The sequence below is a fragment of the Paenibacillus sp. TCA20 genome, from assembly GCF_000732325.1.
Classification (GTDB): domain Bacteria; phylum Bacillota; class Bacilli; order Paenibacillales; family Paenibacillaceae; genus Paenibacillus; species Paenibacillus urinalis.
Genome location: NZ_BBIW01000008.1, coordinates 210,151 through 236,340, shown reverse-complemented (window position 1 = coordinate 236,340; position 26,190 = coordinate 210,151). Strand labels below are relative to the sequence as shown.

The 26,190-nt window shown below is 47.7% G+C and carries 28 protein-coding genes; 10 read left to right on the top strand and 18 right to left on the bottom strand.

What is annotated here, in order from left to right:
- Positions 1–12: 12 nt before the first annotated feature.
- From TCA2_RS26230 to TCA2_RS16615, 7 genes are all read right to left on the bottom strand, one after another.
- A complete protein-coding gene (locus tag TCA2_RS26230; protein WP_052512099.1) occupies positions 13–792 on the bottom strand; it encodes a PepSY domain-containing protein in 780 nt (259 codons plus the stop codon).
- Positions 793–867: 75 nt separating this feature from the next.
- The gene (locus tag TCA2_RS16640; protein WP_047912720.1) at positions 868–2,238 is read right to left on the bottom strand and encodes an ATP-binding protein; all 1,371 of its coding nucleotides are present in this window, start codon (positions 2,236–2,238) and stop codon (positions 868–870) included.
- A complete protein-coding gene (locus TCA2_RS16635; RefSeq protein ID WP_047912719.1) occupies positions 2,235–2,951 on the bottom strand; it encodes a response regulator transcription factor in 717 nt (238 codons plus the stop codon). The genes TCA2_RS16640 and TCA2_RS16635 overlap by 4 nt, the downstream gene beginning before the upstream one ends.
- Before the next feature lie 50 nt (positions 2,952–3,001).
- Entirely contained in the window at positions 3,002–3,646 is a 645-nt protein-coding gene (locus TCA2_RS16630; protein ID WP_047912718.1) for an SDR family oxidoreductase, read from the bottom strand.
- A gap of 261 nt (positions 3,647–3,907) precedes the next feature.
- Entirely contained in the window at positions 3,908–5,089 is a 1,182-nt protein-coding gene (locus TCA2_RS16625; protein WP_047912717.1) for an NAD(P)/FAD-dependent oxidoreductase, read from the bottom strand.
- A gap of 36 nt (positions 5,090–5,125) precedes the next feature.
- Complete coding sequence (locus TCA2_RS16620) at positions 5,126–5,560, bottom strand: DUF1641 domain-containing protein (RefSeq protein WP_047912716.1); 435 nt, start codon at positions 5,558–5,560, stop codon at positions 5,126–5,128.
- Positions 5,561–6,383: 823 nt separating this feature from the next.
- Positions 6,384–6,848 carry a DIP1984 family protein gene (locus tag TCA2_RS16615; RefSeq protein WP_047912715.1) on the bottom strand — a complete coding sequence of 155 codons (465 nt, stop codon included), beginning with the start codon at positions 6,846–6,848 and terminating at the stop codon, positions 6,384–6,386.
- Between the two features lie 182 nt (positions 6,849–7,030).
- Between TCA2_RS16615 and TCA2_RS27245 the strand changes: the two genes are divergently transcribed.
- Positions 7,031–7,183, top strand: a complete 153-nt coding sequence (locus tag TCA2_RS27245; RefSeq protein WP_193746071.1) for a hypothetical protein — start codon at positions 7,031–7,033, stop codon at positions 7,181–7,183.
- A gap of 137 nt (positions 7,184–7,320) precedes the next feature.
- Entirely contained in the window at positions 7,321–7,842 is a 522-nt protein-coding gene (locus TCA2_RS16610; RefSeq protein WP_047912714.1) for a cupin domain-containing protein, read from the top strand.
- Here the strand turns inward: TCA2_RS16610 and TCA2_RS16605 are convergent.
- From TCA2_RS16605 to TCA2_RS16590, 5 genes are all read right to left on the bottom strand, one after another.
- A complete protein-coding gene (locus TCA2_RS16605) occupies positions 7,818–8,426 on the bottom strand; it encodes a TVP38/TMEM64 family protein (RefSeq protein ID WP_047912713.1) in 609 nt (202 codons plus the stop codon). The genes TCA2_RS16610 and TCA2_RS16605 overlap by 25 nt on opposite strands.
- Positions 8,427–8,545: 119 nt before the next feature.
- The gene (locus TCA2_RS27240; RefSeq protein ID WP_238546425.1) at positions 8,546–8,689 is read right to left on the bottom strand and encodes a hypothetical protein; all 144 of its coding nucleotides are present in this window, start codon (positions 8,687–8,689) and stop codon (positions 8,546–8,548) included.
- 97 nt (positions 8,690–8,786) lie between these two features.
- Complete coding sequence (locus tag TCA2_RS16600; RefSeq protein WP_047912712.1) at positions 8,787–9,653, bottom strand: transglutaminase family protein; 867 nt, start codon at positions 9,651–9,653, stop codon at positions 8,787–8,789.
- Positions 9,654–9,660: 7 nt separating this feature from the next.
- A complete protein-coding gene (locus TCA2_RS16595) occupies positions 9,661–10,662 on the bottom strand; it encodes an alpha-E domain-containing protein (RefSeq protein ID WP_047912711.1) in 1,002 nt (333 codons plus the stop codon).
- Positions 10,663–12,120 carry a circularly permuted type 2 ATP-grasp protein gene (locus TCA2_RS16590; protein ID WP_047912710.1) on the bottom strand — a complete coding sequence of 486 codons (1,458 nt, stop codon included), beginning with the start codon at positions 12,118–12,120 and terminating at the stop codon, positions 10,663–10,665.
- A 334-nt stretch (positions 12,121–12,454) separates the two neighbouring features.
- On the opposite strand from TCA2_RS16590, the gene TCA2_RS16585 reads away from it, so the two are divergent.
- The 3 genes from TCA2_RS16585 to TCA2_RS16575 are packed head-to-tail and all read left to right on the top strand — an operon-like array spanning position 12,455 to position 14,390.
- Positions 12,455–12,823 carry a GntR family transcriptional regulator gene (locus TCA2_RS16585; RefSeq protein WP_047912709.1) on the top strand — a complete coding sequence of 123 codons (369 nt, stop codon included), beginning with the start codon at positions 12,455–12,457 and terminating at the stop codon, positions 12,821–12,823.
- Complete coding sequence (locus TCA2_RS16580) at positions 12,823–13,716, top strand: ABC transporter ATP-binding protein (RefSeq protein WP_081872588.1); 894 nt, start codon at positions 12,823–12,825, stop codon at positions 13,714–13,716. Before TCA2_RS16585 ends, TCA2_RS16580 begins: the two co-directional genes overlap by 1 nt.
- Positions 13,716–14,390, top strand: coding sequence for a hypothetical protein (locus TCA2_RS16575; protein ID WP_047912707.1), 675 nt, complete (start codon positions 13,716–13,718; stop codon positions 14,388–14,390). Before TCA2_RS16580 ends, TCA2_RS16575 begins: the two co-directional genes overlap by 1 nt.
- Positions 14,391–14,784: 394 nt before the next feature.
- Here the strand turns inward: TCA2_RS16575 and TCA2_RS16570 are convergent, their stop codons facing one another.
- On the bottom strand, positions 14,785–15,969 hold the full coding sequence (locus TCA2_RS16570; protein ID WP_047912706.1) for an acyltransferase: 1,185 nt from the start codon (positions 15,967–15,969) through the stop codon (positions 14,785–14,787).
- 307 nt (positions 15,970–16,276) lie between these two features.
- Positions 16,277–17,683 (bottom strand): MATE family efflux transporter, encoded by a 1,407-nt coding sequence (locus TCA2_RS16565; RefSeq protein ID WP_047912705.1) that lies wholly within the window; start codon positions 17,681–17,683, stop codon positions 16,277–16,279.
- Between the two features lie 269 nt (positions 17,684–17,952).
- On the opposite strand from TCA2_RS16565, the gene TCA2_RS16560 reads away from it, so the two are divergent.
- Entirely contained in the window at positions 17,953–19,413 is a 1,461-nt protein-coding gene (locus TCA2_RS16560; protein ID WP_047912704.1) for an alpha-amylase, read from the top strand.
- A 110-nt stretch (positions 19,414–19,523) separates the two neighbouring features.
- Here TCA2_RS16560 and TCA2_RS16555 read toward each other — a convergent pair whose 3' ends face one another.
- On the bottom strand, positions 19,524–20,822 hold the full coding sequence (locus TCA2_RS16555; protein WP_047912703.1) for an alpha-glucosidase/alpha-galactosidase: 1,299 nt from the start codon (positions 20,820–20,822) through the stop codon (positions 19,524–19,526).
- Between the two features lie 206 nt (positions 20,823–21,028).
- Between TCA2_RS16555 and TCA2_RS16550 the strand changes: the two genes are divergently transcribed.
- A complete protein-coding gene (locus TCA2_RS16550) occupies positions 21,029–21,862 on the top strand; it encodes an AraC family transcriptional regulator (protein ID WP_047912702.1) in 834 nt (277 codons plus the stop codon).
- A 71-nt stretch (positions 21,863–21,933) separates the two neighbouring features.
- Here the strand turns inward: TCA2_RS16550 and TCA2_RS16545 are convergent, their stop codons facing one another.
- Positions 21,934–22,995 carry an LCP family protein gene (locus TCA2_RS16545; RefSeq protein ID WP_052512097.1) on the bottom strand — a complete coding sequence of 354 codons (1,062 nt, stop codon included), beginning with the start codon at positions 22,993–22,995 and terminating at the stop codon, positions 21,934–21,936.
- A gap of 297 nt (positions 22,996–23,292) precedes the next feature.
- On the opposite strand from TCA2_RS16545, the gene TCA2_RS16540 reads away from it, so the two are divergent.
- The 3 genes from TCA2_RS16540 to TCA2_RS16530 are packed head-to-tail and all read left to right on the top strand — an operon-like array spanning position 23,293 to position 25,373.
- On the top strand, positions 23,293–23,865 hold the full coding sequence (locus TCA2_RS16540; RefSeq protein WP_238546424.1) for a bifunctional transcriptional activator/DNA repair enzyme AdaA: 573 nt from the start codon (positions 23,293–23,295) through the stop codon (positions 23,863–23,865).
- A 37-nt stretch (positions 23,866–23,902) separates the two neighbouring features.
- Complete coding sequence (locus TCA2_RS16535) at positions 23,903–24,451, top strand: methylated-DNA--[protein]-cysteine S-methyltransferase (protein WP_047912700.1); 549 nt, start codon at positions 23,903–23,905, stop codon at positions 24,449–24,451.
- On the top strand, positions 24,411–25,373 hold the full coding sequence (locus TCA2_RS16530; RefSeq protein WP_052512095.1) for a DNA-3-methyladenine glycosylase: 963 nt from the start codon (positions 24,411–24,413) through the stop codon (positions 25,371–25,373). Before TCA2_RS16535 ends, TCA2_RS16530 begins: the two co-directional genes overlap by 41 nt.
- 40 nt (positions 25,374–25,413) lie before the next feature.
- On the opposite strand, the gene TCA2_RS16525 is transcribed toward TCA2_RS16530, so the two are convergent.
- Positions 25,414–25,749 carry a helix-turn-helix transcriptional regulator gene (locus tag TCA2_RS16525; protein WP_047912699.1) on the bottom strand — a complete coding sequence of 112 codons (336 nt, stop codon included), beginning with the start codon at positions 25,747–25,749 and terminating at the stop codon, positions 25,414–25,416.
- Positions 25,750–25,754: 5 nt separating this feature from the next.
- Entirely contained in the window at positions 25,755–26,168 is a 414-nt protein-coding gene (locus TCA2_RS16520; RefSeq protein ID WP_047912698.1) for an SRPBCC domain-containing protein, read from the bottom strand.
- Positions 26,169–26,190 lie beyond the last annotated feature (22 nt).

Genomic DNA, 26,190 nt, shown 5'->3' with positions numbered 1-26,190 from the left:
AGACTCTAATCATTACTCATTCTCATCATCTTGATCATCGTCATTATTATCAAAAACATCCTCAGGCATAACAGATTTGACCGTACCCGTAATGGCAAGCACTTGAACGATCATTTCTTCACCGCTCACATCCTCAATTTCGACCAGATAATAAGGAATATCTGATTCTCTGGCTCGCAGCTCGATGTCCTCGAATTCTCCCTTCACCTCAGCAAGAGCAATATCAATTGCATCCTGTTCACTAATCAGACGGATCGGCTCTTCTGATTCACCCGGCTGTTCACTGCCAGAATCGGGTTTCTGGGGCTGTACCTCAGATCGCGACAGAACTTCCCCGCTGTACGGATCAAGCTGTAACTCTACAATCTGATCTACTGTCTGCACCTCAGCTTTGTAATAATTTTCTCCTGAGGAATCAGAGATAAGCTCCAGATACTTCAGCTCTCCCGGCGTATCGGCCAGGACGGCCTTCTTGATAGCTTCTCTGCTCTGAGGTACTGGTGTATTCACTTCGGCCTCTGAAATCTGCTCGATCGTTTGAATGCTTCCAGTCTCGGCATCTACCGTTAGGCGGTATTCGCCACCCGTCTTCGTAACGAGACGCAGGTGATACTCATCACCCTGCAGCTTGTTTTCCTCAATCTTTCCTGGATATTGCAAAATCACGCTCTCGGATACCGCCTCAGCTGATAAAATATCCGTACGGTTCCATGGCTGAAAATAATAAAGACCAATTGCCAGCACCAGTACTGCAGCCACACCGCCATATAAACCCCACTTTTTAACATTCACTAGGAGAACACCCCTCTTAAGTTTCATATCACAACACAGCCATATACGGCTTATGAAAGCCATTATAGCGAAGCTTTATGAGAATTTGCTGAGAAAGGAGGGGAAGCGTAATATCGCCGTAGTACCTTCTCCAGGACGGCTCTTCAGCTCAATCTCGGCCTGAATATGGCCGGCAATTTCTTTGGCCAGCGACAGCCCGAGTCCTGATCCGCCTTGCTTACGTGTTCTGGCCTGATCCACACGATAGAAGCGGTCATATACTTTGGCGAGCTCACTGTCCGACATGCCAATACCGTAATCTCGAATCGAAACTTTAATATGACCTTCTTCCTTATCGACCTGGATATCAATGTGCTCTTCACTGTATTTCCTCGCGTTATCGAGGAACAGAATAAGGAGCTGCTTGGCTTTATTAAGATCCGTGATCGCGAACATCTGCTCATCAGCCGCTTCGATATGCACATTCACCTCTCTGCGATAGGCCGTCTGATAGGACCGGGCTGTGTCCTGCGTCATATCCGCAATATTGCAGGATTCCAGCTTCACTCCGGCAGATTCGGTCTGCCTAGCCATGAGCAGCAGCTGCTCTGTCATTTCACGCATCCGAACCGCCTCAGAATGAATGGCCTCAACAGACTCATTGAACAGATCAGGTCGCTCTGCACCTCTGCGTTTCAGCAGGCTTGCATAGCTCTCAATTACGGTTAAAGGGGTCTTGAGCTCATGTGAAGCATTAGAGACAAATTGCTCCTGCTTCTCATAATTCAGCTCAAGTCTGTCAATCATGCGATTGAACGTATTGCCCATCTCGAACAGCTCATCCTTGGATTTCTTCTCCAAATCGATGGATTTGAAGCCGCCGCCCTGTTCAATATTCTTCATAGTGTCAATCATCCTTGATATGGGCTTGATAATGATTCCACTGAGCAGACGACTGGAAATAATGACAGCAATGAGTGCTGCTACTGAGACGGAGAATAGTACGTTACGCAATACACGCAGATTGTTATCTGCGCTCGCCAGGCTTTCGGTAATTTGTATATTAACGACCTCACCGTCTACCCAAATGATCGGCATCGATACAAATACGTACCTTGCTCCATCCACCTCCGTGACCTGTGATACTTTATTGGGACGGTATGGCGCATCCAGATTTCTTAAGTGCTGCTGGGTTTGAGATGTTACTACCTGTCCCTCGCCCGACATCCGTACCAGACGGAGCATGCCATCGGCCGGAACAAAAGCGCGAAGGAGATCATCCGGAGCAACGCTCACCGCTGCGTTCTTTATTCCTTCCACAACGGCACTCGCTTCTGCTTCTGCCCGCTCTGTCTGGGTATTGATCGACATGCGATCAAACAGAATATAGATAAATGCATTAATCAACAGAAGCAGTATCATAAAAAATACGGACGTATAAACGTAAATCGTCGTTCTCAGCTTCATGCTTCCGCCTTAAGCACGTAACCGACACCGCGCACTGTATGTATAAGTCCAGTTTCATGACCATGATCCACTTTTTTGCGGACATAACGTATATAGACATCAACCACATTCGTATCTCCCATGTAGTCGTAACCCCACACGGCTTCAAGAATTTGCTCTCGATTCAATACTTGGCGCTGATTGCGCAGCAAATAGACAAGCAGATCAAATTCACGGGGAGTGAGCTCTATCGAGCCCTCCCCGCGTTTGACCTCTCTAGTGGCCTCATTCACACGCAGATTACCTGCTGTGAGCCACGTCTCGAACTCTCCGCCGTTTGCCGCTGCTGCCGGCTGGGGCTGCAGCTTACTGCTCAAACGCAGCGCAGCCCGTACACGAGCCAGCAATTCTTCGATCTGAAACGGCTTGGTGATATAATCCGTTGCCCCCAGATCAAGTCCCGACACCTTGTCCTCCACAGATCCCTTCGCTGTCAGCAGGATGACCGGTGTGTGCTCATCCTGGCTGCGAATACGCCGCAGCACTTCAATTCCGCTCAGTCCCGGCAGCATCACATCGAGCAGAATGAGATCATACTCCCCTTGTTGATAAGCCTTAAGCCCCTCCGTGCCGCTTGTCGTTTTATGCACTTTATAATTCTCGTATTCCAGCTCGATTTCAAGCAATCGAGCGATCTTCTCTTCATCCTCCACAATGAGAATGGATGCACTCATGACGACTCCCCCGCTTCATTTAAATATGAATATCATCATAGATCACAGGACTAAATTTGTTCAATCACCTCGTTAATGGATTCCCTTCCGGATACGAGTGGAAAGGCCTTTCTATACGTGTTGTCCGCATCCAGCGCAGCCACAATGACAGCAGCTACATCTTCGCGAGGTATACTGCTCTCTCCAGTCTCTGGATTCAAAGATACTTTGCCGTTCCCTGGCTCATTCTTAAGCCCTCCTGGGCGAATAATCGTATAATTCAGGGACGAATTCTCCAGCCACTTATCTGCATAGTGCTTGGCCACATAATATGGCTTGATAGCGTCTGGCCACTTGGTTCTGTCTTCTGCATAGATGGCGCTTACCATAATGTAACGAGAAATGCCTGCCTTCTCTGCCGCTTCCATCGTCTTCACTGCACCATCCAGATCAATGAGCAAGGTCTTGTCTGCCCCTGTACTTCCGCCTGATCCCGCCGTGAAGACAACAGCATCATTCCCCTTCATGGCTTCCGCCAGCTCCTCTACCGTGCCTTCCAGATCGGCAAGAACTGCCTCTACCCCTGATTTATCGAGTGCCTCTAACTGTTCCTGTTTACGAACCATAGCACGAACAGTATGCCCCGGGTTCTCTTTCAGCTGAGATACAAGATGTCTTCCTATTTGTCCATTCGCTCCAATAACGAGTACATTCATGATGCAATAGCTCCCTTCCATTCAATTATGCATACCCTTAGATTATATAAAGGTATTCCTATCTACTTACCCAAATTGAACAGCTAATAGCAACCATTTATATGGATATAAAGGTTCACTTCTTGATCTATTGTCCCCGTTTGGCTCTGTAGTACACTTCTCATCTTAATATATGTCTATATGTAATGCACCACTGTACTTAGAGCTATGCCGAAATAGAAAAAAGACGCCCCCTAAGGGGACGCCTTCTAGATGAGGAGCTTAATACGCCAGAGCGAATAGACCCTCAATATGTTTCAGGTAACGAATGTTACTTGCTTCTTTCATGAGTGTTGCAGGAAGACCTTTCAGACGAGTCTGACTTCCTCCAAGCATTGCGATGGCATCTTTACGTCCAAGGCTTCCCAGTGTACCGGAGAAGACTGGAGTGAAGACTTCAAGTTCGCCGCCCTTGATGGTAGCTGCCAGGTTATGTCCGATCGTCTCACCCATTTGCCAAGCAAGCTGTGCTGTTGGAGGGTAAGGACGCGCGCCTTCGCTCGGAATAACAACTGCGCTGTCACCAGCGATGAACACATTCTCATGGGATGTGGAATGCAATGTTTCTTTCACAGTTGCACGTCCGCGGTTCACTTCGATACCGCAGTTTGCAACTACCGCATTACCTTGAACGCCGCCAGTCCAGATCAGAGTGCTTGTCTCGATGGAGCTGCCGTCCTTCAGGAATACCGTATGCTCTTGCATTTCTGTGATCGCTACGCCAACGATGAATTTCACGCCGCGTTTCTCAAGGCTTGTTTGTGCACGCTCAACCAGCTCTGGCGGGAATCCTGCCAGAATCGAAGGACCTGCTTCTACGCTGTAGAGCTCCACTTCGCTGCGGTTGATGCCTTTTTGTTTACAAACTTCAGTAAGTACGTCTGCATACTCACCAACAAGCTCGATACCTGTCAAGCCGCCTCCGCCGATAACGATAGTAGCGTCTTTTTTCTCGCCTGTTTTCTTGTATGCATCCAGACGAGCTTCCACGTGTGCGCGAATATTGTTCGCCTCTTCAACCGATTTCAGCGTAAAGCTGTAATCTTGAAGTCCTGGAATACCGAAGAATGCAGTTTCACTACCCAGAGCAACAACCAGGTAGTCATAGCTATAGATGGTTCCGCTCTTCATTGTGACTTTGTTCTCGTCAGGCTTGATTTCGGCAACCGTATCAATTTTAAGATTCACGTCTTTACCGCGGAGCAGCTTCTCAAGTGGAAGAGCAACAGCCTTCTCTTTAATTGTACCTGCAGCCAGACGATGCAATTCTGTAATGATTTGGTGAGTCGGGAAGCGGTTCACAACTGTAATGGTTGCTTCTTCAGCAGTCAGGTATTGACGCGCTGCAAGTGCGCTCAGCAATCCGCCGTAGCCGCCGCCCAGGATCAAAATTTGCTTCGACATATCCATCCTCCGTTCTTACTTTCGTATGAAAAAATCTTAGTCTTGTTTGTTGTTCTGACGCTCGTTCAGAATGCTCAAGAAAGCTTGGGCAAAACGAAGCGTGTGTTGTACGTTAGGGTCTTTCAGCATTTTGAGCATGCCGAACAAGCCAACAGAAGACTGTTCCGCATGAGCGCGATCGCCAGCTTCGATGGCTGCAGAAGCAACACCTTTTGCTTTTTCCACTACTGGAGTAGTAAATTCACCAAAGGCAACTTTCATGTCGTTTACGAATACTTGGTCCTTCGCCAGCCCTTGAGCAAAGTCATAAGCTGTAGTCATTGCAGTTACCATTTCAGCCAGTTTAGGCAAGTTCTCAACCAGAACAGTAAGAGACTCCTGAACCTCCGGCTTCATCAATTGATCGAGCACATCATTTTGTGCTTGAGGAGCACCTGTAGCAGGTACTTCTTGTTGCGTCGGTTGTGACATAAGAGAACGTCCTCCTTTACTTTGGGTTATAAGCCCGCTCGCCTGACATTTCTGCTAAGCAATCTAGTCGATCAAGGAACTACATGATTGTAATGTAACAATTTTCACACAAAGAAAGAGCCGATGCCACTAAGGGCGGCTCAGGCAGCTCTACAGCAGAAGTGTGATGTATTCCATGGATCTATTGCAGACACGAATATGATCATCCCATCGCAATAACAAACTTACCGAACAGGTCATAAAAACGGATCCTATACCCTAATATTACACTTCTTACACGTGAACATGAAATAAATATTTTGGCAATTGTGAATACCTTGTGAACATTGTAACAAATACACCTTTTTTGTCAATACGACATGCATTAGCCTATTCTCCATCCATGAATTCGCTTTTTCTCATATTTGCTACTATATGCGGTGTCAAAGAGCATGCTGATCACTATATGTATCAACGTATACCGCTTAAAATTTCCATAAAGTTTTATTCTCACTCATGTTAATTTTTAACTCGCCCAAATTCTGCAAAATAAAAAGACGGCTCATGCCTTCTCGCACGAACCGTCTTATCATCTCGGTATTGTCCCCTGGCCCGCCCTCGCCATTACCTGAAAAATCAGCATTTGGTCATAACATTAACAATTACATGTGATATGTACATTGTACTGGGGATAAATTGTAATGAATGGAGTCCCCGGCTCTCGTCGATTTTTTATCAAATGGGTTCCAAGACCTTGCCTGCCTTGGTAGGCTTATGCTCGCTTTCTTCAGGAAGGCTACCAACTTACCGATGCTCTACTTAAAGCATGCTGTCACTTCCGTTATTACGCTGTCGTGATCAGCTCTGTCGTCCAGTTCTTCTCCTGGATCTTCGTATCTAATACACGGTGAGCCTTTGCGAGTTCGTCAACCTGCTTCTGCAGCTTCTTGTGGTCAACCGTGGTAACGAACTTGATCTCGGATCTGCTTGTCCGCTCCAGACGAATGGTTGCTTGCCTGATGACATCATACAGCACATCCCGATGCTTCACATAATTCTCACGCAGTGCAAGCGCATCCGCGATACTGATGCCCGTGTCGAGCAGGGTTTGAGAGTTGGTGCGATTGATATCTTGAACCAGCTTCGTATATTGGCTCAAGCTCTCCTCCAGTTCAGCAAATAACTCGGCAGGATCTTCGGCAGGCGGCTCCCCCTCCTGCACTCTGACGACACCTTCCAAGCGGAATCTTAATTGTTGTATTTTAGTTTGTATATCCGAACGTAATATAAGCGCTTCTGCGAGTTTCATAGGATACCTCCACAGTTAATATCTCTGCTATTTTATCCTACTAAGTTATTTTATTCCATATGTAACTTCTATTATATAAGTTTATTACCGATATCAGATAGGCCCGTCTCAGCTTCATGTTTGCCTTTCTACAGACCGGGTATGTAATAACTATATCCACGATGAACAAGGAGGCGTTCACGATGAAACAGCAATCAAGCGAAGAGGTACGTAATCAATTGGACAAGGAGAAGGACTCCAAGGAGCAGGTAGACAAAATGAAAAAGCATGAGGACGTGGAGCCTCAAGCCGAGAACTGGAATCCCCGCTCTGAGGACAACCTAAGGCAGTCTTAATCCTGCTAAAAGGATTAAAATAAGCTGCATTAACGTTATCGTATACTGCACCTGCAAGCCATGACCAGAGGTTATCCCTTGTTCATGGCTTGTTTCATATATGAACTTTAACAGCGAACAGAAGGAGGAAAACTCACATGGCACATACCGAATTTAAGACACGGGCTTATCGTTTCAAGGATGATGGCATCATCCCAAACCACCCAAACTTACCGGTTCTCTTATATCCGAGCGTTCTAAGAGGGAGAGAAGAGGAGATGGAAGCCCTATTCAACAGTCACAATTGGCAGAACACCTGGACAGGCGGTGTATTCCCTTATCATCATTATCACAGCAACACACATGAGGTTCTCGGTGTTATCAGCGGATCGGTCAAGCTGCAGCTCGGCGGAGAGCAAGGGATCGTAGTCACTGCGGCGGCCGGGGATGTGATCGTTCTTCCTGCCGGAACCGGCCATAAGAGGATTGAAGCAAGCCGTGATTTTCAGGTGGTGGGCGGTTATCCCAATGGCATCGAATATGACACCTATACAGGCGAAGCCGGAGAGCGGCCCAAGGTGCTTCAGGACATCAAGCAAGTTCCCTTGCCCGATCAAGATCCGGTATTTGGAAAGAGCGGACCGCTCCACACCTATTACCGATTAGAAGATTCAGTGTAATAAGCTTCTATTCTTTTGCTTGCCACAATGGTCAGGATGATGAATATGACGATGCCAACCAGAATAAGCGGATGCTGGATAATCTCCTCCAGGTTGGTACCAATATAAGTCACATAAAATATCATGATTCCTTTGCCAAGCCCTGCCGCGAGCAGGAAGAGACCGGGGCGCATCTGAGCTGCACCTGCTGCCATGTTCACCAACACAAACGGCCCCATCGGGAACATCCCCAGCAGGAACACATAGCTGAACGCATTGCGCTGTATCCAGCGTAAGCTCTTCTGAACCTTGGGCTTCTGTGCCCAGCGCTGGATGTAAGAAGTCATCGCAATTCTGCGAATGATCAGAAAAGTTAGGAAGCTGCCTCCCACCAGGCCAATCCAGGAGTAGATGAATCCAGCCCAGCCATACACAACCCCGTTCGCACCCACGATCAGCAGGGTTGGCAGCGGCGGGATAAAGGATTTCAGAAATGTGATCAGAATGCCGGGCAGCGGTCCATAGGAACGAAATTGTTCAAGCAGCATGATGATATTTTCTTCCGTGAAATAGGACATGATATCCGAGACGGACCAACTGTACATTTAGGGAGCCTCCCAGGTATTCTGGTAAATTTTAAAGATAGTATAGCTTAAACCCCGCGATTAAAACATCGCTGTCCATAAAAAAACCTGCCCTTCGGCAGGTTCTACATTTATTTATTCTAAGCCGGATCATATCCCGCTTCCTGCTCATGCTCTGCTTGCAGCACTTGATCTGCCTGAATCTGACTGCACTCGTGCAATATATGTTCAACATGCTCCAATACATCGTTTAATGATTTACCACAAATATGACATTTCATCATGTTATCACCTATTCTCTATTGTACCTTTGATATATCCTCCTCTTATTAACCGTGAAGCATCCATACGAAACGATTCTCTCTCGCTTCAGTCTTGCGGCTAATCATGTCGTTCGTTTGCATCCAGCAGCTGTACAGATACACCGACATCAAGAATAGACTCTCCACCCCGATACTTTCCTTGCAGAGGACTTACATCCGCATAATCACGGCCCGTACCCACTCTTATATGATTGGATAGTGCCTCCACATTGTTCGTCGGATCAAGACCCGCCCAGCCAATGCCAGGCACCATCACCTCAACCCACGCATGCGAAGCAGCATCTCCCTTCAGTGCGGAATCTTCTCCTACGTACAGATAACCACTCACATAACGTGATGGAATGCCACTGGCCCGCAGAATCCCCAGCATAACGTGAGAAAAATCCTGACAGACCCCTCTCCTGTGCTCAAAAGCCGCCTCTGCCGTTGTTTCTACGTTAGTAGAGTCTTTATCATAGATGAAGCTGCCGTACAAATAATCCATCACTTGTAATGCATAGCTGAGCGGATCCTTCATGCTCCCCGCTTCCTTCTGAACAGCTCGAATCTGCTCTATATTAAGCCTGGTATACGCGGTCTCCACCAGATAAGCACCATAATGCTCTTTGTATAAAGGAGACTCAAACAACGCCTTCATCTCAGAGGAGTACCGAATATCCTGCAAAAAAGGACTCCGCTGCACCGTCACAATGGAGGTAGCAACGACCTCCAGAGAGGTATGGGGCTCAGCGATGAAGAATTCTTCCACATAGTTCCCCCACACATCCTCATGCCCCTTCGTCATTGCCGAAGGATGGATATCGGTGCGGTATGATATCAGCTGCTGGCACTCATCCTCGAGTGGTCGCAGCCGTATTGTATTCATGCTCTGATCAACCGGAGCGTCGTATTTAAACGTGTTGGTATGCACAATTTTGTATTTCATCGCTTCTCTATTCTCCTGCGTAGTGAAATTGAAACTGCCGCTCTCCTGTATCCATTAAATAGTAAGTTCTCGAGAACACATGGCCGATCTCCTTGCACTTCTCTTGAAATTGGCTGAGGAAGAAGTCCAGCTCCGGTCCCCTCAGCTCCGTAATATGGACCTCATCCAGCATACCCAGCAGATCATCAAGGGAAGCATACATCTCCCAGGAATAATGAGACACCCTGCCATATTCCAGAATTTGAACAGACTCCCGTACCTGGCTTATGCAGTAGCGGATCGATTTGGGATAGGCTTCATCCGCAACGAGAAAGCTGAGGATCGGCCCAGGCTCCATCGCCGGCGGATGACGCTTCAGAAATGCTTCATACCCATTTGCGAATTGCAGGGCCAGACGCCAGTAATAAGATTCGCCTTGTCCTCTGCAGGCCGGATCTGCATAGATATAACTGCTTACAACATCCAGAATCCGGGCTGTCTTCTCTGCTTGCTCAAGCCATTTACCAACATTGATCATATGATAGGCAGGTCCGCGTGACATCGAAGATTCGATAATTCCTCTCGCAGTAAGGGAAGCAATCTTCGACCGCTCAAGGCAGCGCCTCACCTCTCTGCTGTCGATATCTTCCCCTCTGTTCATCCTGTTCATATCCAGATAAACATCATTCCAGATCTCCCAGAGATCATCGGGGAGCTGAGTCCTCGTCATTCTTGCATTCTCCCTGGCATATTGGACACAGTTCATCAAAGAATTGGGATTGACCCTTGCGAAGACAAGCTGGTGAATAAGTGCTTGATCCGCCCCCATGGGTTCTTGCATCGCTTCATGAAACAGATCGGTCCGGGCGCATATTTCGAAGATCATCTCCCAGTCATGCTTGGCAAGAATCTCTTCCTCTGAGGCTTCCAGCATCTGAATGAATTGTACATTCAGTATACGCGCGTTGCTCTCTGCCCGCTCAATGTTGCGGGACATCCAATATAAGCAATCTGCCACCCTGCTCAGCATCTATACCTCTCCTCCCTCTTTCCGCAGAATCCATGTATCCTTTCCACCGCCGCCTTGCGAGGAATTAACGACAAGTGACCCCTCCTTAAGGGCAACTCGTGAGAGTCCGCCAGGGAGCACATGCGTGTTCCGGCCCCGGATAACGAATACGCGCAAATCGACATGACAAGGGTAAAAACGTTCGTTCTGAAAGGACGGTGCTCTGGATAAGCGAATGGTGGGCTGAGCGATATACTGATGTGGCTGCTGCATAATTTTCAACCTGAACCTATCGATCTCTTCGCCTGTAGCATGCAATCCAATCAGCATATCATAGCCGCCGGAGGCTCCGACGTTCTTGACGACCAGCTCCTCCAGATGGTCCAGCACCCACTCGCGTTCCGAGCGTTCGGTTAAACGGTACGTTTCGACATTGGACAGGATTGGGTCTTCGTTTAGATAATAACGGATCATATCGGGGACGTAGGCATAGATGGCTTTGTCATCAGCAACACCGTTCCCAATGCCATTCAATATAGCAACATTGCCTTTGCGATAAGCGGAGAGGAGGCCAGAGACACCAAGGACAGAGTCTTTGCGAAAATGCAGCGGATCAAGAAAATCATCATCAATCCGGCGATAGATAATATCAACCCTTCGTAGTCCGCGGATTGTCTTCATATATACAACATCATCTGCCACTGTGAGGTCTCTTCCCTCTACTAATGGAATACCCATCTGCTGGGCCAAAAACACATGATCATAATAAGCCGAATTGTACATACCTGGAGTCAATAGCACCGCACAGGGGGAGGAGGAGAAGCCAAAGGACTGCGGTGTATGGTCAAGCAAAGCTTGGTAGAGATGAACAAGCTGATGTTCCAGCGGGTGAATCGAGTGTCTGGCAAAAAATTCAGGGTAGACCTGGCGCATCACATAACGGTTCTGATACACATAGGACATACCGGATGGATTGCGTAGATTATCCTCAAGAATATGATATTTACCCTGATCATCCCGAATCAGATCAATGCCTGCGAGGAAGATATGGTTGTTTAGTGGAATATCCATTCCCTTAACTTGCTTATGGTAGTAATAGGGGTTGTTCATAATCAGCTCTTTGGGAATGAGCCGGTCGCGAATAATGTGCTGTTCCCCATAGATATCCTCCAAAAAGAGGTTGAGGGCTTCTGTTCGCTGAATCATCCCCTTCTCAATCAGCTCCCAGTCTCTAGGAGGAATGATGATAGGAATAAAATCAAATGGCATTGCCCGTTCTGTTCCGATCTCATTGTTGTATACGGTGAAGGTAATTCCTTGTCTTAAAAATGACAGCTGAGCAGTTTCATGCTTCTCCTTCAGCTCTTCCGCTGTAAAGCGTCTGAGTCTGCGATAGAACTCGGCATAATGAAGCCTTGGCTCACCCGCCTGCATGAACATCTCATCAAAAAACGGCACCGTTGGATACGGAATCAGCATAGCGTCATCCCCTTTTGTCTTTTTCTTATGTCAGGGAAGCTGCCTATTGAAGCAGAACAACGTCGAATAAACTAAGGCTTCATGATGAATGATGTAATATTTCCTGCTAATTAGTTGTGAATAATTAATAAAATTTAGCTGATTTGTGTTAATCATTATACAACACGTTACATTATATTACACTTTATTTTTATAAACTGAAACGATAGCTTGGATGGAATGAAAAGCAGCTGCGATAACATTTCGCCCATTTTTTGTAAAAAGTGTTGACTTCTCACCTTGTTGCTTGTATGGTTAATTAAATGAGTAACTAACCAATGAGGAGAGGTGGCACATGGGACTGCAAATGGATGATGACCGCCCCATTTTTATACAGATCGCGGAACGAATCGAAGACGACATTATTGAGGGGGGTTTGGAAGAAGAAGCTCAGGTCCCTTCAACGAATCAATTTGCTTCTTTTTATCAAATTAATCCTGCCACAGCCGCCAAAGGTGTAAATCTGCTGGTCGATCAAGGCGTGCTGTACAAGAAACGAGGAATCGGCATGTTTGTAGCCAAAGGCGCGAGGGGGATGGTTATGGAGAAACGCAGAGAGCAATTCTATGAGCAATATGTCACCAAGATGATCCAAGAGGCACAGAAGCTCGGCATCAGCAAAGAAGAGCTGTCTATTATGATTCAACGGGAGGAGAAACGATAATGCGTGATGTAGTGGAAATTCGGAATCTGACCAAAAGCTTCGGAAATGATGTCACCGCGATTAATAACATCAGTCTGAACATAGAAGAAAACAAAATATATGGACTTCTCGGACGAAACGGAGCAGGTAAAACAACCTTGATGCACATCTTAACTGCCCAAATATTCCCCACGTCCGGCGAAATTCGGGTGTTTGGTGAGGAGCCCTATGAGAATGCCAAGGCGCTCAATCAAATGTGCTTTATTAAAGAGAGTCAAAAATACCCGGATTCCTTCCGGATCAGAGATGTAATCGCCATTGCCTCCTACCAATTTCCGAATTGGGACGCGAAGCTTGCAGACACCCTGCTGATGGAGTTCAATCTCCCTCTGAAACGTCATGTGAAGAAGCTGTCTCGGGGGATGCTCTCTGCCGTCGGTATCGTAGTCGGGCTGGCCAGCCGCGCTCCGCTTACCATCTTCGATGAGCCTTATCTCGGATTGGATGCTACCGCAAGACAAATGTTCTACGACCGGCTGATTCAGGACTATATGGAGCATCCTCGCACCATTATTTTATCTACCCATCTTATTGATGAGATCAGCGCTATGCTTGAGCATGTTATCGTCATTGACAGCGGCCGGATTCTGCTGAGCGAAGAGGCAGAGAAGCTAAGAGGAGCTGCCTATACGATCAGCGGGAAGAAGCAGGATGTGGAAGCATTTATTCATAACAAAAAAGTCCTTCACAGAGAGACGCTGGGCTCTATACTTCAAGTCACGGTACGAAGTGAAGGAATTTCGGACTTCCGTAAACAAGCAGAGAGCAAACACCTGGATGTCACCCCTGTATCGCTTCAGCAATTGATTGTTCATTTGACCAACAACCGTAATAAGGAAGAGGTGACTCTATAATGCCAGGTATAAGTAATGTCATCAGAACCCATCATGTGGATCGGTGGCTGTGGGTTTACATGCCCTACACGATTATGATATTTAACTTTTTGACCAATTTGATCGTCAGCACCTTTACCGGCCCTTATACTTCTGGAGGCGTGATGAGCATATATGTGTTCATGATGACGCTTGGTATCATCGTCGTGCCAATGAATTTTTCATTCTTACTTGGCTTCGGTGTTAGAAGAAAGGATTACTACTCAGGTACTGTGATCTGGTTGACCGTCCATATGCTCGTCGCCTCGATCGTTCTCGCTGTGCTGCGGGCCATAGAGAAGGCCACCTCCTGGGGGACGGGGCTTGGATTCTTTAACTTTCCGTTTACTAACGAGCTGGGCTTCCTGGAGTTTCTCGCGCTCAACTTTGTCGTATTCACCTTCTTCTGCTTCTTCGGGTTCTTGCTCCCGAGCATCGCCCGCAGATTCGGTGCCCTTGTGCTGGCCGGGCTGATTGTACTCATGTTCGTTGTGCTTGGAATTGCGAGCGTGCTCGTTACGTTCTATGAGCTGTGGGATGAGGTCGGCCGATTCTTCGCAACGCATCAGACCGATTCGATCTGGTACCTGGCTCCCTTCACTCTGCTGTTTGTCGTTATGGCCTATTTCTTGCTGCGCAGGTCGACTGTCAAGTAAGCCGCTCCATGTTTTGAGCGGCTTACTTGACACTCTATTTTTGATTTAGCAGATTCAGTCGTTTCATTTTTTGATTCTCTCTCTCCGGTTGCTAACGCAAAAGTCAATCGTTCCATTTTTGGCTGGCTCTCTCCGGTTGCTAAAGCAAAAGTCGTTCGCCATCCAAAAATTCCACTCGGGGTTTACATGCTTTCCATCAAAATCATCATAAAATTACGCTTGAGCTGCAAAAATTTCGCTGAAATCAATGTCGCAAAGTCGTTCGCCGTCCATCCATTCCGCTTGGGATATGAGGAATTATGCATGGTCTTTGCTAAACGGCTCGACCATGGTTAGCACACAAAAAAGCATGCCGTAAATTACGCGGCATGCTTTTTGTATGAGACAAGATTGATTATGCAGGGAGGTCTCTCTTCTCCCCAATTGCGCGCTCCTTCTTCTTCGGCTTCGGCAGGTTACCGAACAGGATCCACGACTGTGGAATCCGGGAAGCCAGCGACACGACAATATATGAACCGATCAATGCGACCAGGAAGCCGCCTACGTACCACAGATGGTGCAGCATGGAGATCCCGGTTTGCGGCGGGAACTCGCGGTAGATTAGCAGGAAGAACGGGTGAATCAGGTAAATCCCGAACGACAGTCCTCCAATTCGAGACATACCGCGTACAATCGCGTTCTGCCCACGTTCACGTTTATATAGCAGGAAGGCGATCTGGAAGAGCACCAGAGCCGCTGCAAATGTGTGCAGGTTCCACAAGAATTCATACCAGAGCGAATCATATACGGCAATGCCTTTGCGGTTCAGGTACCAAATCTGCGCATGGGCGATCCCTGCACCAAGCCATACGACCCACAGCGCAATCCAGGTGGTAATCTTAGCAGGTGTGGCATGCTCCTTTTTCATCACAATCCACTGTTTGATCTTAGGGAAGTATACGCCCAGGAATGCACCCAGCATAAAGTAGGCAAAATAAGACGGTGACCAGCTTCCCTTATTCGCAACAGAGATCACACCGTACTTGTTCATGACAATGAATCCCCATTGAATCGCAAGTCCGATCGGGACTGCCCATTTGACAAGCGACGGCGCCTTCTTGAACAGCCACAGCACAAGCGGGAATAAAATATAGAACTGCATATTTATAAATACAAAGTATAAGTGCGTATACGCCTTACCTGTGAGCAGCTTCTCCGTGAAGCTGGTTATGGTATCCACAAAGGAACGGTCCGGGTAATGCGTCACATGCAGGATCCCGAAGTAAAAGAGTGAGAACATAAAATACGGAATCAGGATGTAAAGCAGCCGTTTCTTATAGAAGCCTGTTACCAGCTGTTTGTCCAGCGGTCTTGTGTAGTAATTGTAGAACAAGACAAAGCTGCTGAGAAAAATAAATGTCGGTGTACCGAACTTCATGAAAATATTAAAGAAGTTGTATACGCCGTACATACCGGAATCGATCATGTTTAATGTCGCAAATGAAGACGAATGCACGGTCAATACCCCGAGAATCGCCATACATCGCACCAGGTTCAGCTCGGGAATACGTTCCCTTTTTTCTAATTGTGTTTGACTCATCATTTAAAACTCCTTGTTTCTATTTAATAGAGTTCAGCAATCTGTCGTTATTAAACAGGATTTCCGAACTCGCAGCGCTTTATCTATCTTAGTTCATTCATGCTCGTTATACCTTAAGAATCTCTTAATCTATTTTTAAATTCCGATAAACAACATCGAAGTGGCTCTGCCCAATCTATTGTATATGATAACATGATTTATTTGTATTTTTGCTAGTAAAAAAACCGCCTATTGGCGGCTTTTACGAATATTAGCTATTTTTGGATAGGTGCTAACTGCATGAAATCGCAAACATCGTCGGTATTCATCAGGACTGTGTCACAGCAGGCTGAGCCTGTTCATGTACGGGAGGATGCTCTACAAGCGCATGCTTGCGCCAAGCGCCGCTCTTCCAGCGAAAATGCATGATGATCGCTCGAATCCACTCATCTGCAGCATTTGCCATCCATACACCAAGGAGACCCATATCCAGAGAAAATACGAGCACATAGCCAAGCGGAAGACTTACACCGACCATGGAGATGAGACCCATATATACCGGGAAACGCGCATCTCCAGCAGCGCGCAGCGAATTAATCATGATCATATTGCAGGTTCTGGCTGTCTCCAGCACAATACTGAACAGGATCACCTGCGATCCAAGACGAATGATCTCGGCGCTGTCTGTGAAGATCCCGAGCAGCGGCTCCCGCAGCGCAATAATAATTAAATCCATAATGATCGTGGAGGTCAGCCCGATCTTGACGCTTTTTCGCAAACGGGCATAGGCTTCTTCCGGATTCCCTGCACCAACGAAGCGTCCTACGAGAATGGAGGTACCAATGGAGACGGCCATGCTGAACAGATAGATATAGTGTGAAATTTGAGCAGCATACTGCCTTGTCGCCAGGGATTCCGTTCCCAGATAAGTGACATAATATAAGAAGACGAGCTGACAGACCTGATAAATAATTTGCTCAAAGGCCGACGGAATGCCGATCTTCAGAATTTTTCCTACATAATCTCTAGAAATCGTGAAGTAATGCTTCCACTCGATACGAACAGACAGCACCCTGTACAGGAGCCAGAAGAAAATGACGACACAGATTAATCGACTGAGCACCGTCGAGATGGCTGCACCTTGAACACCCAGCGGACTAAAACCAAAATGTCCAAATATAAGCGCATAGTTACCGACCAGATGAATAACATTCATCACGAGGGAGACCAGCATTGTCTGCTTCGTATATCCATAAGTCCGAATGATCGCGGCAAGGATGTTAATCAAGGCCTGGAGGAATATCCCTCCCCCTACAATGGTCAAATAAGCCTCACCGAGCTGAAGAAGCTCTCCCGAAAGATTCATCGCTTGTAGTATGGAGCGACCTCCAAATACAAACAATATACTGATCGCAACTCCGACACACAGATTCAGGGTAATCGCGATAGCAGATACTCTTGAGGCTTCTGCCAGCTTCCTTGAACCGATGTACTGGGCAACGACTATGGCTGCTCCGTTACCGATGACCTCCAGGATAAGAATGGCGATGGTTACGATCTGATTCGCTGTACCAACAGCGGATACCGCTTCATCCGATACCGCGCTGAGCATAAAGGTGTCGACTGTACCCATCAGCATGAATAGAAGCAGCTCTAAAAAAATGGGCCAGGTTAAGGCAAAAAGCTTAAGATTATTCGTTTCGGCGGCGCCCCCGCCCGTTGCTGTCGTCGTCATAATTTCTCCCTTACTGACTCATTCATTGTATAAGAAAACGGCTTTCGAAAACTTTCTGGAATTGATGAAAAACATAGGTAGTTTATCATAATATTTTCATTTGATCACCTAAAAAAAAGAATATTTTTGCGGAACCTCGTTTAGATGCAGGTTTTTCGGGGTTATTTCTACAATAAAAGCATTTATGTGTTCTGGAGTTCCGCCTTTGCGGCGATCTTAGTATACATATAGGATGCACGAGATTTTTGATATGGAGAGGGGAACATACCATGAAACGTAATCATACGATGATGCAGTTTTTTGAGTGGCATGTTGAACCGGACGGTTCCCATTGGAAACGGCTGGCCGAGAAGGCTCCCGAGCTGAAGGCACAAGGCATTGACTCCGTCTGGATTCCCCCAGTTACGAAGGGCTCTTCGCCTGAAGACACGGGATATGGAGTATATGACTTATACGATCTCGGTGAATTTGATCAAAAAGGGAGCGTTCGAACCAAGTACGGAACCAAAGCCGAGCTGCTCGAAGCACTGGCCGCCTGTATGCAGAACGGCATAGCCGTATACGTCGATCTGGTCATGAACCACAAGGCCGGAGCCGATGCAACGGAGCGCTTCAAAGTCATTGAAGTCGATCCTAACAACCGGACCAAGGATATCTCCAAGCCGTTTGAGATTGAGGGCTGGACCAAATTTGATTACCCTGGACGGGGTGACAAGTATTCCAGCTTCAAATGGAATCATACTCATTTCAACGGCACAGATTATGATGCCAAGACCAATCGGACCGGCATCTTCCGCATGGCAGAAGAAGACAAGGCCTGGAACGAGAATGTTGACGATGAATTCGGTAATTATGACTATCTCATGTTCGCTAACATTGACTACAGCATCCCTGAGGTCAGAGAGGAAATGATCCGCTGGGGCAAATGGCTCATCGACACTTTACAGTGCAATGGTTTTCGTCTGGATGCCATCAAGCACATCAACCATGAATTCATCAAGGAATTCGCTAAAGAGATGATCAACAAACGCGGACAGGATTTCTACATTGTCGGTGAGTTCTGGAAGCCGGATCTCGCGGCCTGTCAGAACTTCCTGGACACGGTCGATTACCAGATTGACTTATTTGATGTATCTCTCCACTATAAGCTGCATGAGGCCTCCCAGGCTGGAAAGAACTTCAATCTCAGCACGATCTTCCAGGATACACTCGTTAATACCCATCCAACTCATGCGGTAACGTTCGTTGATAATCATGACTCTCAGCCGGAAGAGGCACTGGAATCATGGATTGATGATTGGTTCAAGCAGAGTGCCTATGCGCTGATTCTGCTGCGTCAAGGCGGTTACCCTTGTGTATTCTACGGTGATTATTATGGAATATCCGGTGAGCATCCAATTCCTCCGAAAAAGGATGCGATCGACCCTCTGCTTCATGCCAGATATCACTATGCCTATGGTCCACAGGAGGATTACTTCGACCATCCGAATACGATTGGCTGGGTACGGCGCGGGGTCGCGGAGTTCCCTCATTCCGGATGTGCCGTCGTTATCGGCAATGGTGAAGAGGGCAAGAAGCACATGAAGGTAGGCTCGGAACGGGCCGGACAGACCTTTATTGATATTACGGGCAACCGGACAGATCAGATCAAGATCGGCAAAGACGGCTTTGCCGACTTCCCTGTGAACGGTGGAAGCGTATCGGTATGGGTTGAAGCATCGAACAATTAATCCGCTAATTGGATAGAACATGCTTACCAAATTACAAATCCCCTGCCCTCTAACGTTATGGAGAGGCAGGGGATTTATGTTATTTAATTTTGGAACAGCTTCTTGGCCTATTATCTGAATGCCGGCAGCCAGTCACCGTGAGCCTCAATCAAGTCATCACACAGGGCTGTAATATCGTCCAAGGACAGCTCAGCAGCTGTATGTGGATCAAGCATCGCTGCATGATAGATATGCTCCTTCTTCTGAGTTACCGCCGCTTCAATCGTCAGCAGCTGGGTGTTAATGTTCGTACGGTTCAGTGCCGCAAGCTGAGGCGGCAGATCCCCAACGTAGGTCGGCGTAATGCCAGAGCGGTCTACCAGACACGGCACTTCAACACAAGCCTCCTTCGGAAGGTTCGTAATGAGTCCGGTGTTCATGACGTTTCCGCCAATCTTGAACGGGTTGCCTGTCTCCATCGCTTCCATGATGTATGAGGCATACTCGGCAGATCGTGTGTGCTCAATACTTTCGCTGGCAAATATTTTGTCCCGCATTTCCTTCCAGCCATTAATCTGGTTAACACAGCGGCGCGGGTACTCATCCAGCGGTATGTTGTATTTGTCGATGAGCTCAGGGTAGCTCTTCTTAATAAAGTAGGGATGATATTCTGCATTATGCTCCGAAGATTCTGTTACATAGTAGCCAAACCGAAGCATCAGCTCAAACCGCACCATATCATGATGCTTCTCCTTCTGCTTCTCAGCCGCCCGGCGTTTAATCTCCGGATACAGATCCTTGCCATCCTTCTTCACTTCAAGCAGCCAGGCCATATGGTTGATGCCGGCAATCTTCGATTCTACTCCTGCCGTATCCATCTCAAGTGAGCGGAACAGATCGGATACGCAGTGCTGTACACTATGGCAGAGTCCAACCGTCTTGATGCCGCCAACTGTATTCATAACATTCGTAAGCACGGCCATCGGATTGGTGTAGTTCAGGAACCAAGCGTCCGGGCAGACCTCCTGCATATCGCGGGCAAAATCCAGCATCACCGGAATCGTCCGAAGATTACGGAAGATTCCCCCGATCCCCAGCGTATCCGCTATCGTCTGGCGCAGACCATATTTCTTCGGAATTTCAAAATCGGTGATCGTACACGGATCATAGCCGCCGACCTGAATTGCATTAATGACGTATTTGGCACCGCGAAGTGCTTCTTTGCGGTCATGATAGGCGATGATACGGCAGGTGCTGCCGAGCGTTTCCTTTATGCTGTTAAGCAGCCGCTCGGAGTCCCGCAGCCGCTCTTCATCAATATCAAACAGAGCAAGCTCGAAATCCTGCAAAGCGGGTGTTGTCATCACATCGCCAAGTACATTTTTGACAAAAACGGTGCTCCCCGCACCAATGAATGTAATTATGGACATTTTATCTGCCTCCCATAGTCAGCAACCGCTGTATTGAATACAGCCTAACTATACGCCAGGGCAAGGGCAGGAGGACATAGAATAGTCCAAGATAAACATGTCATAATCCCAGTTGATTGATTAGAGACGGTAATACATTTACAGCCGTTTTGCCCCTTTTATTTGGTATAATACAGCTATATACGTGCAGAAGGGGATATCATACAATGCCAATTAATGAAGTCTATCTAACCCTTCAGGATTCGCAGGAGAAGATGGAGCTCCGCATGGATTTCTTCGGCCTGCAGGAGTGTGAACCAGGGCACAGCTGGGGTCCAGGTCTCCGAGATGCCTACATCCTCCATTACATCCATAAGGGACACGGGAGCTTTCGCTATGAAGATCAGACGGTTCGGCTTGGTCCAGGACAGGGATTTGTCATTTTCCCAGATGAACGTATCCACTATACCGCCGATGAAGAGGACCCCTGGACGTATTCCTGGATCGGTTTCAGAGGAATATATGCCAAATCCCTGCTGCAGCGCGGAAGCTGTACGCCAGGGCATCCCATCTATTCAGCTGCATGTGAAACCTGTTTCTCTTCTTTCTATAATGATCTCATTAACGTTCGTCATCATGCCGGTGGAGATGTTCATAGTCTGGGTATTCTGTATAAAGTGCTGGGCGATCTCATACGCAGTGCTCCCGCTCCGGCTGCCTACCATAAGTCCTCCCCTTCACGGGACAGCTATATTCGGAAGTCGATCCGCTTCATTGAGAACGGGTACAGTCAGAAGATGACAATTCAGGATATTGCAGAGGCCGTCGGCCTTGACCGCACCTATCTGTCAGGTATTTTCAAGGAGCATTTTGGCGTATCGCTTCAGTCCTATCTGCTGGAATACCGGATGAGACGGGCCGCAGAGCTGCTTCGTAATGCGGAGCTGTCGATCAGTGATGTCGCCCACTCCGTAGGCTATAACGATGCCTTCTTATTCTCCAAGATGTTCAAGAAGAAGCAGGGCCATTCTCCCCGCCATTATCGGCAGCTGCTTAAATAATGGTAGTGAATGATGCCCCTGCTGGCGTATCGCACAAAAAGGGCCTGTCTGCATAGGACAGGCCCTTCATATTATGGTGTTTGCTCTTCATCCTTTTCCGGATCCATCAGCTGATCGCTGGTAATGGATGCATCTGTCCAGTTGTCGACTAATTGCTGCGCGTATTCCAGCTTCTCGTCGTCCAGCATGTAGTACCAAGCCCCATCGCTCTTGCCGCTTCCCTCCAGCATATAACTGGTCATCTGCGGAACAGCTTCCTTATCATAGAGCAGCTTGCCAAGATCCAGGATAAAGTCTGAGGTCATATCTGTCTTCATATTGCTGCTCGCAATAGACAGAATTTCTGGAATCTTGGTGATATTTCCGATCTGCAGCATCCGTTCTGCTGCCGCTTTGAGAAAGATACGCTGGCGCTCCGTCCGCTTGAAGTCGGAATCCTCACGGTACCTTACATAATTGAGTGCATCCTCCCCTGTATAGATGGGCTTGTTCGCCTCAATGTACAGTGGAATATGGTACTTGTACTTGTTCTGAATCGGTTCTGTGATAGGAAGCTCGACACCACCGAGGGCATCGACCACCTCGACAAGCGCATTAAAATTCACTTTTGCATAATAATCTACGTCGGTTTCCAAGAGCTGCTCAATGGTCTCCACACTCATCTTGGCACCGCCATAGGCATAAGCCGCATTCACTTTATCTCTTCGATCTCTCCCGGCAATCTGCACATAGGAGTCACGCGGGATCGACAAGAGCAGCATCCGGTGATCCTCTGGACGAAATACAGCATAGATCATCGTGTCGGATCTGCCGACATCCCCTTCGCGCTCGTCTACACCAAGGAGAAGCATGCTGAACGGTTCCAGCTCCTTCTCTTCTTCTGTCACAGCGGGTCCAGTAACTTCGTCAAGCGGTTCATAAGAATCATCGAGTGCCGTCTTGACCGGCTTCTCTACGAACAGCTGCAGCGCCGCCCACCCCAGCTCCTTATGAAAAATATAAGCGAATGAGCCGACTAGCAGCAGGATAATAAAAGAGATAATTAATGGTTTTTTGGTCTTCTTCTTCGCTTTTTTGTTCTTGCCGGCTTTCTTACGGTTGCTCCGTGTCAACGGGTATTCAAGATCGCTCATCAGCTTCTCCTTTCTTCACTATCTTTTTTGTCGACGAAATATATATCATTTTTAATAAAATTTGATGTTTTTGGTCAGATTTTGATTCGATAACTCATCTAATATACTACAGATTTCCATATTAAGGAATGTTCATTTCACAGAATGTCGAAATCTTGCTCTCCTATTTCTATAACGTGCCTTTTAGGAAGAATGTTGCCTATAATGTGATTTAGTAGGATCAATTTCATCCTTTATTAAAGCGACAAAAAAGATATCATGAAATTGATTCGGACAAAAAAGATTTGGATATGGAGGATGATGATGGTGAGGGATCAGGAGCTGTTTGACAAAGTGTATGCTGCAATACTTGCGCGAAGCGACCGCTATGACGGCATTTATTATTCCGCGATCAAAACGACGGGCATCTACTGCAGACCCTCCTGCCGCTCCAGAACGCCGAAGCCGGAAAATGTCACGGTCTATTCCACCATTCAAGAGGCGGAGCGCAGCGGATATCGAGCCTGTAAGAGGTGCCAGCCAAATAAGCACGAGCTCATTAACCCTGATGCCTATATTGCAGAACGGGTTACCCGCTATATCTACGCACACTACAGAGAGCCGCTTACTCTCCCGCAGATCGCTGAAGCGCTCAGTATCAGTCCATATCACATGCAGCGGGTGTACAAGAGAGTTACCGAGATGTCCCCGGCTCAGCAGCTGCAGCATGTCCGCATTGAGCATGCGAAGGAACAGCTGAAGATCACTGATTCAGAGATTCAGGATGTAGCATTAAACGTAGGCTTTAGGAGCGTCTCGCATTTTATCCATGTTTTTCAGAAGAGAACAGGAGTCACACCCCAGCAGTACCGCAAAGGGGATATCACATAGAGGTTATTCATTTTGAACAGATGAGGAGGTATACCGTATGGAGACCGTTTACTGGGCAGAGCTCAGACATTCTTTATTTCAAAATCAGACAATGTATATAGCCGCAACAGAGAAGGGACTGTGCAAAATGACCTGGCCTACAGATTCGATGGAGGTGCTTATGAGCTGGATTCACCGCCGTTTTCCACAAGCAGATATTGTAGAGAGTTCTGAGAGGCTCGCGCCCTATGTCGCTCAGCTGAACGAATATATGAATGGAACAAGACAGAGCTTCAATCTGCCGCTGGATCTGAGAGGTACGGAATTTCAGAAGAAGGTATGGCAGGCGTTACAGCAAATTCCCTTTGGCGAAGCGCGCAGCTATTCCGATATTGCTCACGGGATTGACCGCCCGCAAGCAGTTCGTGCCGTTGGTACGGCAAACGGGGCGAATCCTGTGCCCATGATCGTACCCTGCCACCGTGTCATTGGTAAGAACAACACACTGACGGGGTTTGCCGGTGGATTGAAAGTAAAGGAAGCACTTCTTAACTTGGAGGGATATCATGGATATACCGCAGCAGGACATGCCCGGTTCCAATTCTAAAGTGGAGTTCTATCCTGGAGATATTCGCTTTAAGCTGTCTCTGCCAAAGCTGTTTAACTATGAAGAGATTCTGTATTATTTGAACCGTTCCAAGCTGGAATATCTGCATCAGGTGGATCAGGGGAGGATATATAAACTGATTAGAGTTAAGGAAGCGGAAGCCATGCTTCCGCTTCAACTGGAGTATGATCAAGAGGCACATGCGTTGATTGTTCAATCCCTGCTCGAAACACCGCTCCTTGCTGAGGAATGCCAAGCAGCAGCTGCCTATATAACCGAATGGCTGGATCTGGACAGAGATCTCACTCCTGTGGAGACACTTGTCGCGTCTGACCCCATTCTCTCGAAATTCTCTGAATCGTTACGAGGACTCCGGATCGTTGGTGTTCCTGATCTATTCGAGGCTTTATGCTGGGCAGTGCTCGGACAGCAGATCAATCTGACCTTTGCTTATACATTAAAACGCCGGCTTACCGAGACTTATGGCGAGCAGCACCCATACGGAGAGCGGACGTACCATCTCTTCCCGACGCCTCAGTCCGTGCTGACGGCATCCGTACAGGATCTGAAGGAGCTGCAGATTACGACCAAAAAAAGCGAATATATATTGGATCTGGCCAGGCGGATAAGCAGCGGTGAGCTTCAGAAAGGCGGCCTTCTTGCTTCGGGATACTATGAGGCCGAGCAGACGCTCATCTCCATTCGCGGGATCGGCCCCTGGACAGCACATTATGTGCTGATGCGCTGCCTGCGTGATCCCGCTGCCTTTCCTATCGGTGATGCCGGACTTCATGCTGCGCTGAAGCGGCAGCTTGGTCTCAGCGTGAAGCCGACTCCTGATCAGATCCGGGAGCTGTTTAAGCCTTGGGCAGGCTATGAAGCCTACGCCGTCTTCTATCTATGGCGAATCCTTACGTTGTAGGTCACGCATTTTGATTATTTTGATCTTTTTAAGTACACTTTTAATCCTCTTTCAAACGCTCTTCCTGTTCTGCATATCGCTTCAGCATCGTGAGCTTGTTATCCCAGAACCGCTCATAATAAGACAACCAGCGCTTCAGCTCGGTCAGAGGCTCGGTATCCAGTCGATACCTGGTCTCGCGTCCAACCTTGCGGTCCTTCACAAGCCCGGCATCAGCCAGCACACGCAGGTGCTTGGATACGGCGGTTCGGCTGATAGGGAACCTCTCACTGATGGCACCAACCGGCATCTCCCCATGACTTAGTAGATGAAGCAAATCCCGGCGGGTAGGATCTGCAATCGCTTGAAAGACATCATGCTTAGGTGCAGCTGACATGAATGCTACGCTCCAAACTGAGCTGCCAGCTTGCTAAGAATTCCACTCCAGCCGCCTGACATCCGGTCACGCACAACGCTGTGATCTTCGCCGAAGGAGGTCTTCTCGTCCAAGGTCCAGCCGCCGTGGGTAAGTGTGAATTCCGTCTGCCCATCCTTCTCAGCAAGCTCAAAGGTAATGAGCCAATCCTTGTCCCATGTGAAGCTGAGCCGATGCGGCGGTTCGAGTTCAGTCACTTTGCACTGCGAATTTCCCCACGGTCCTGCCTGAAGTTGAAATTCATGCCCCAGCACGGGTTCAAAGTCATTTGGCATAAACCAGGCAGCTATACCGTCGGCCGTTGCCACCGTACTCCACACTTTCTCGATGGGCGCATTGATAACGATGGTCTTCTGAATATCCGGCAAAGTTTGCGTCATTTAATCTCTTCTCCTTCACTAT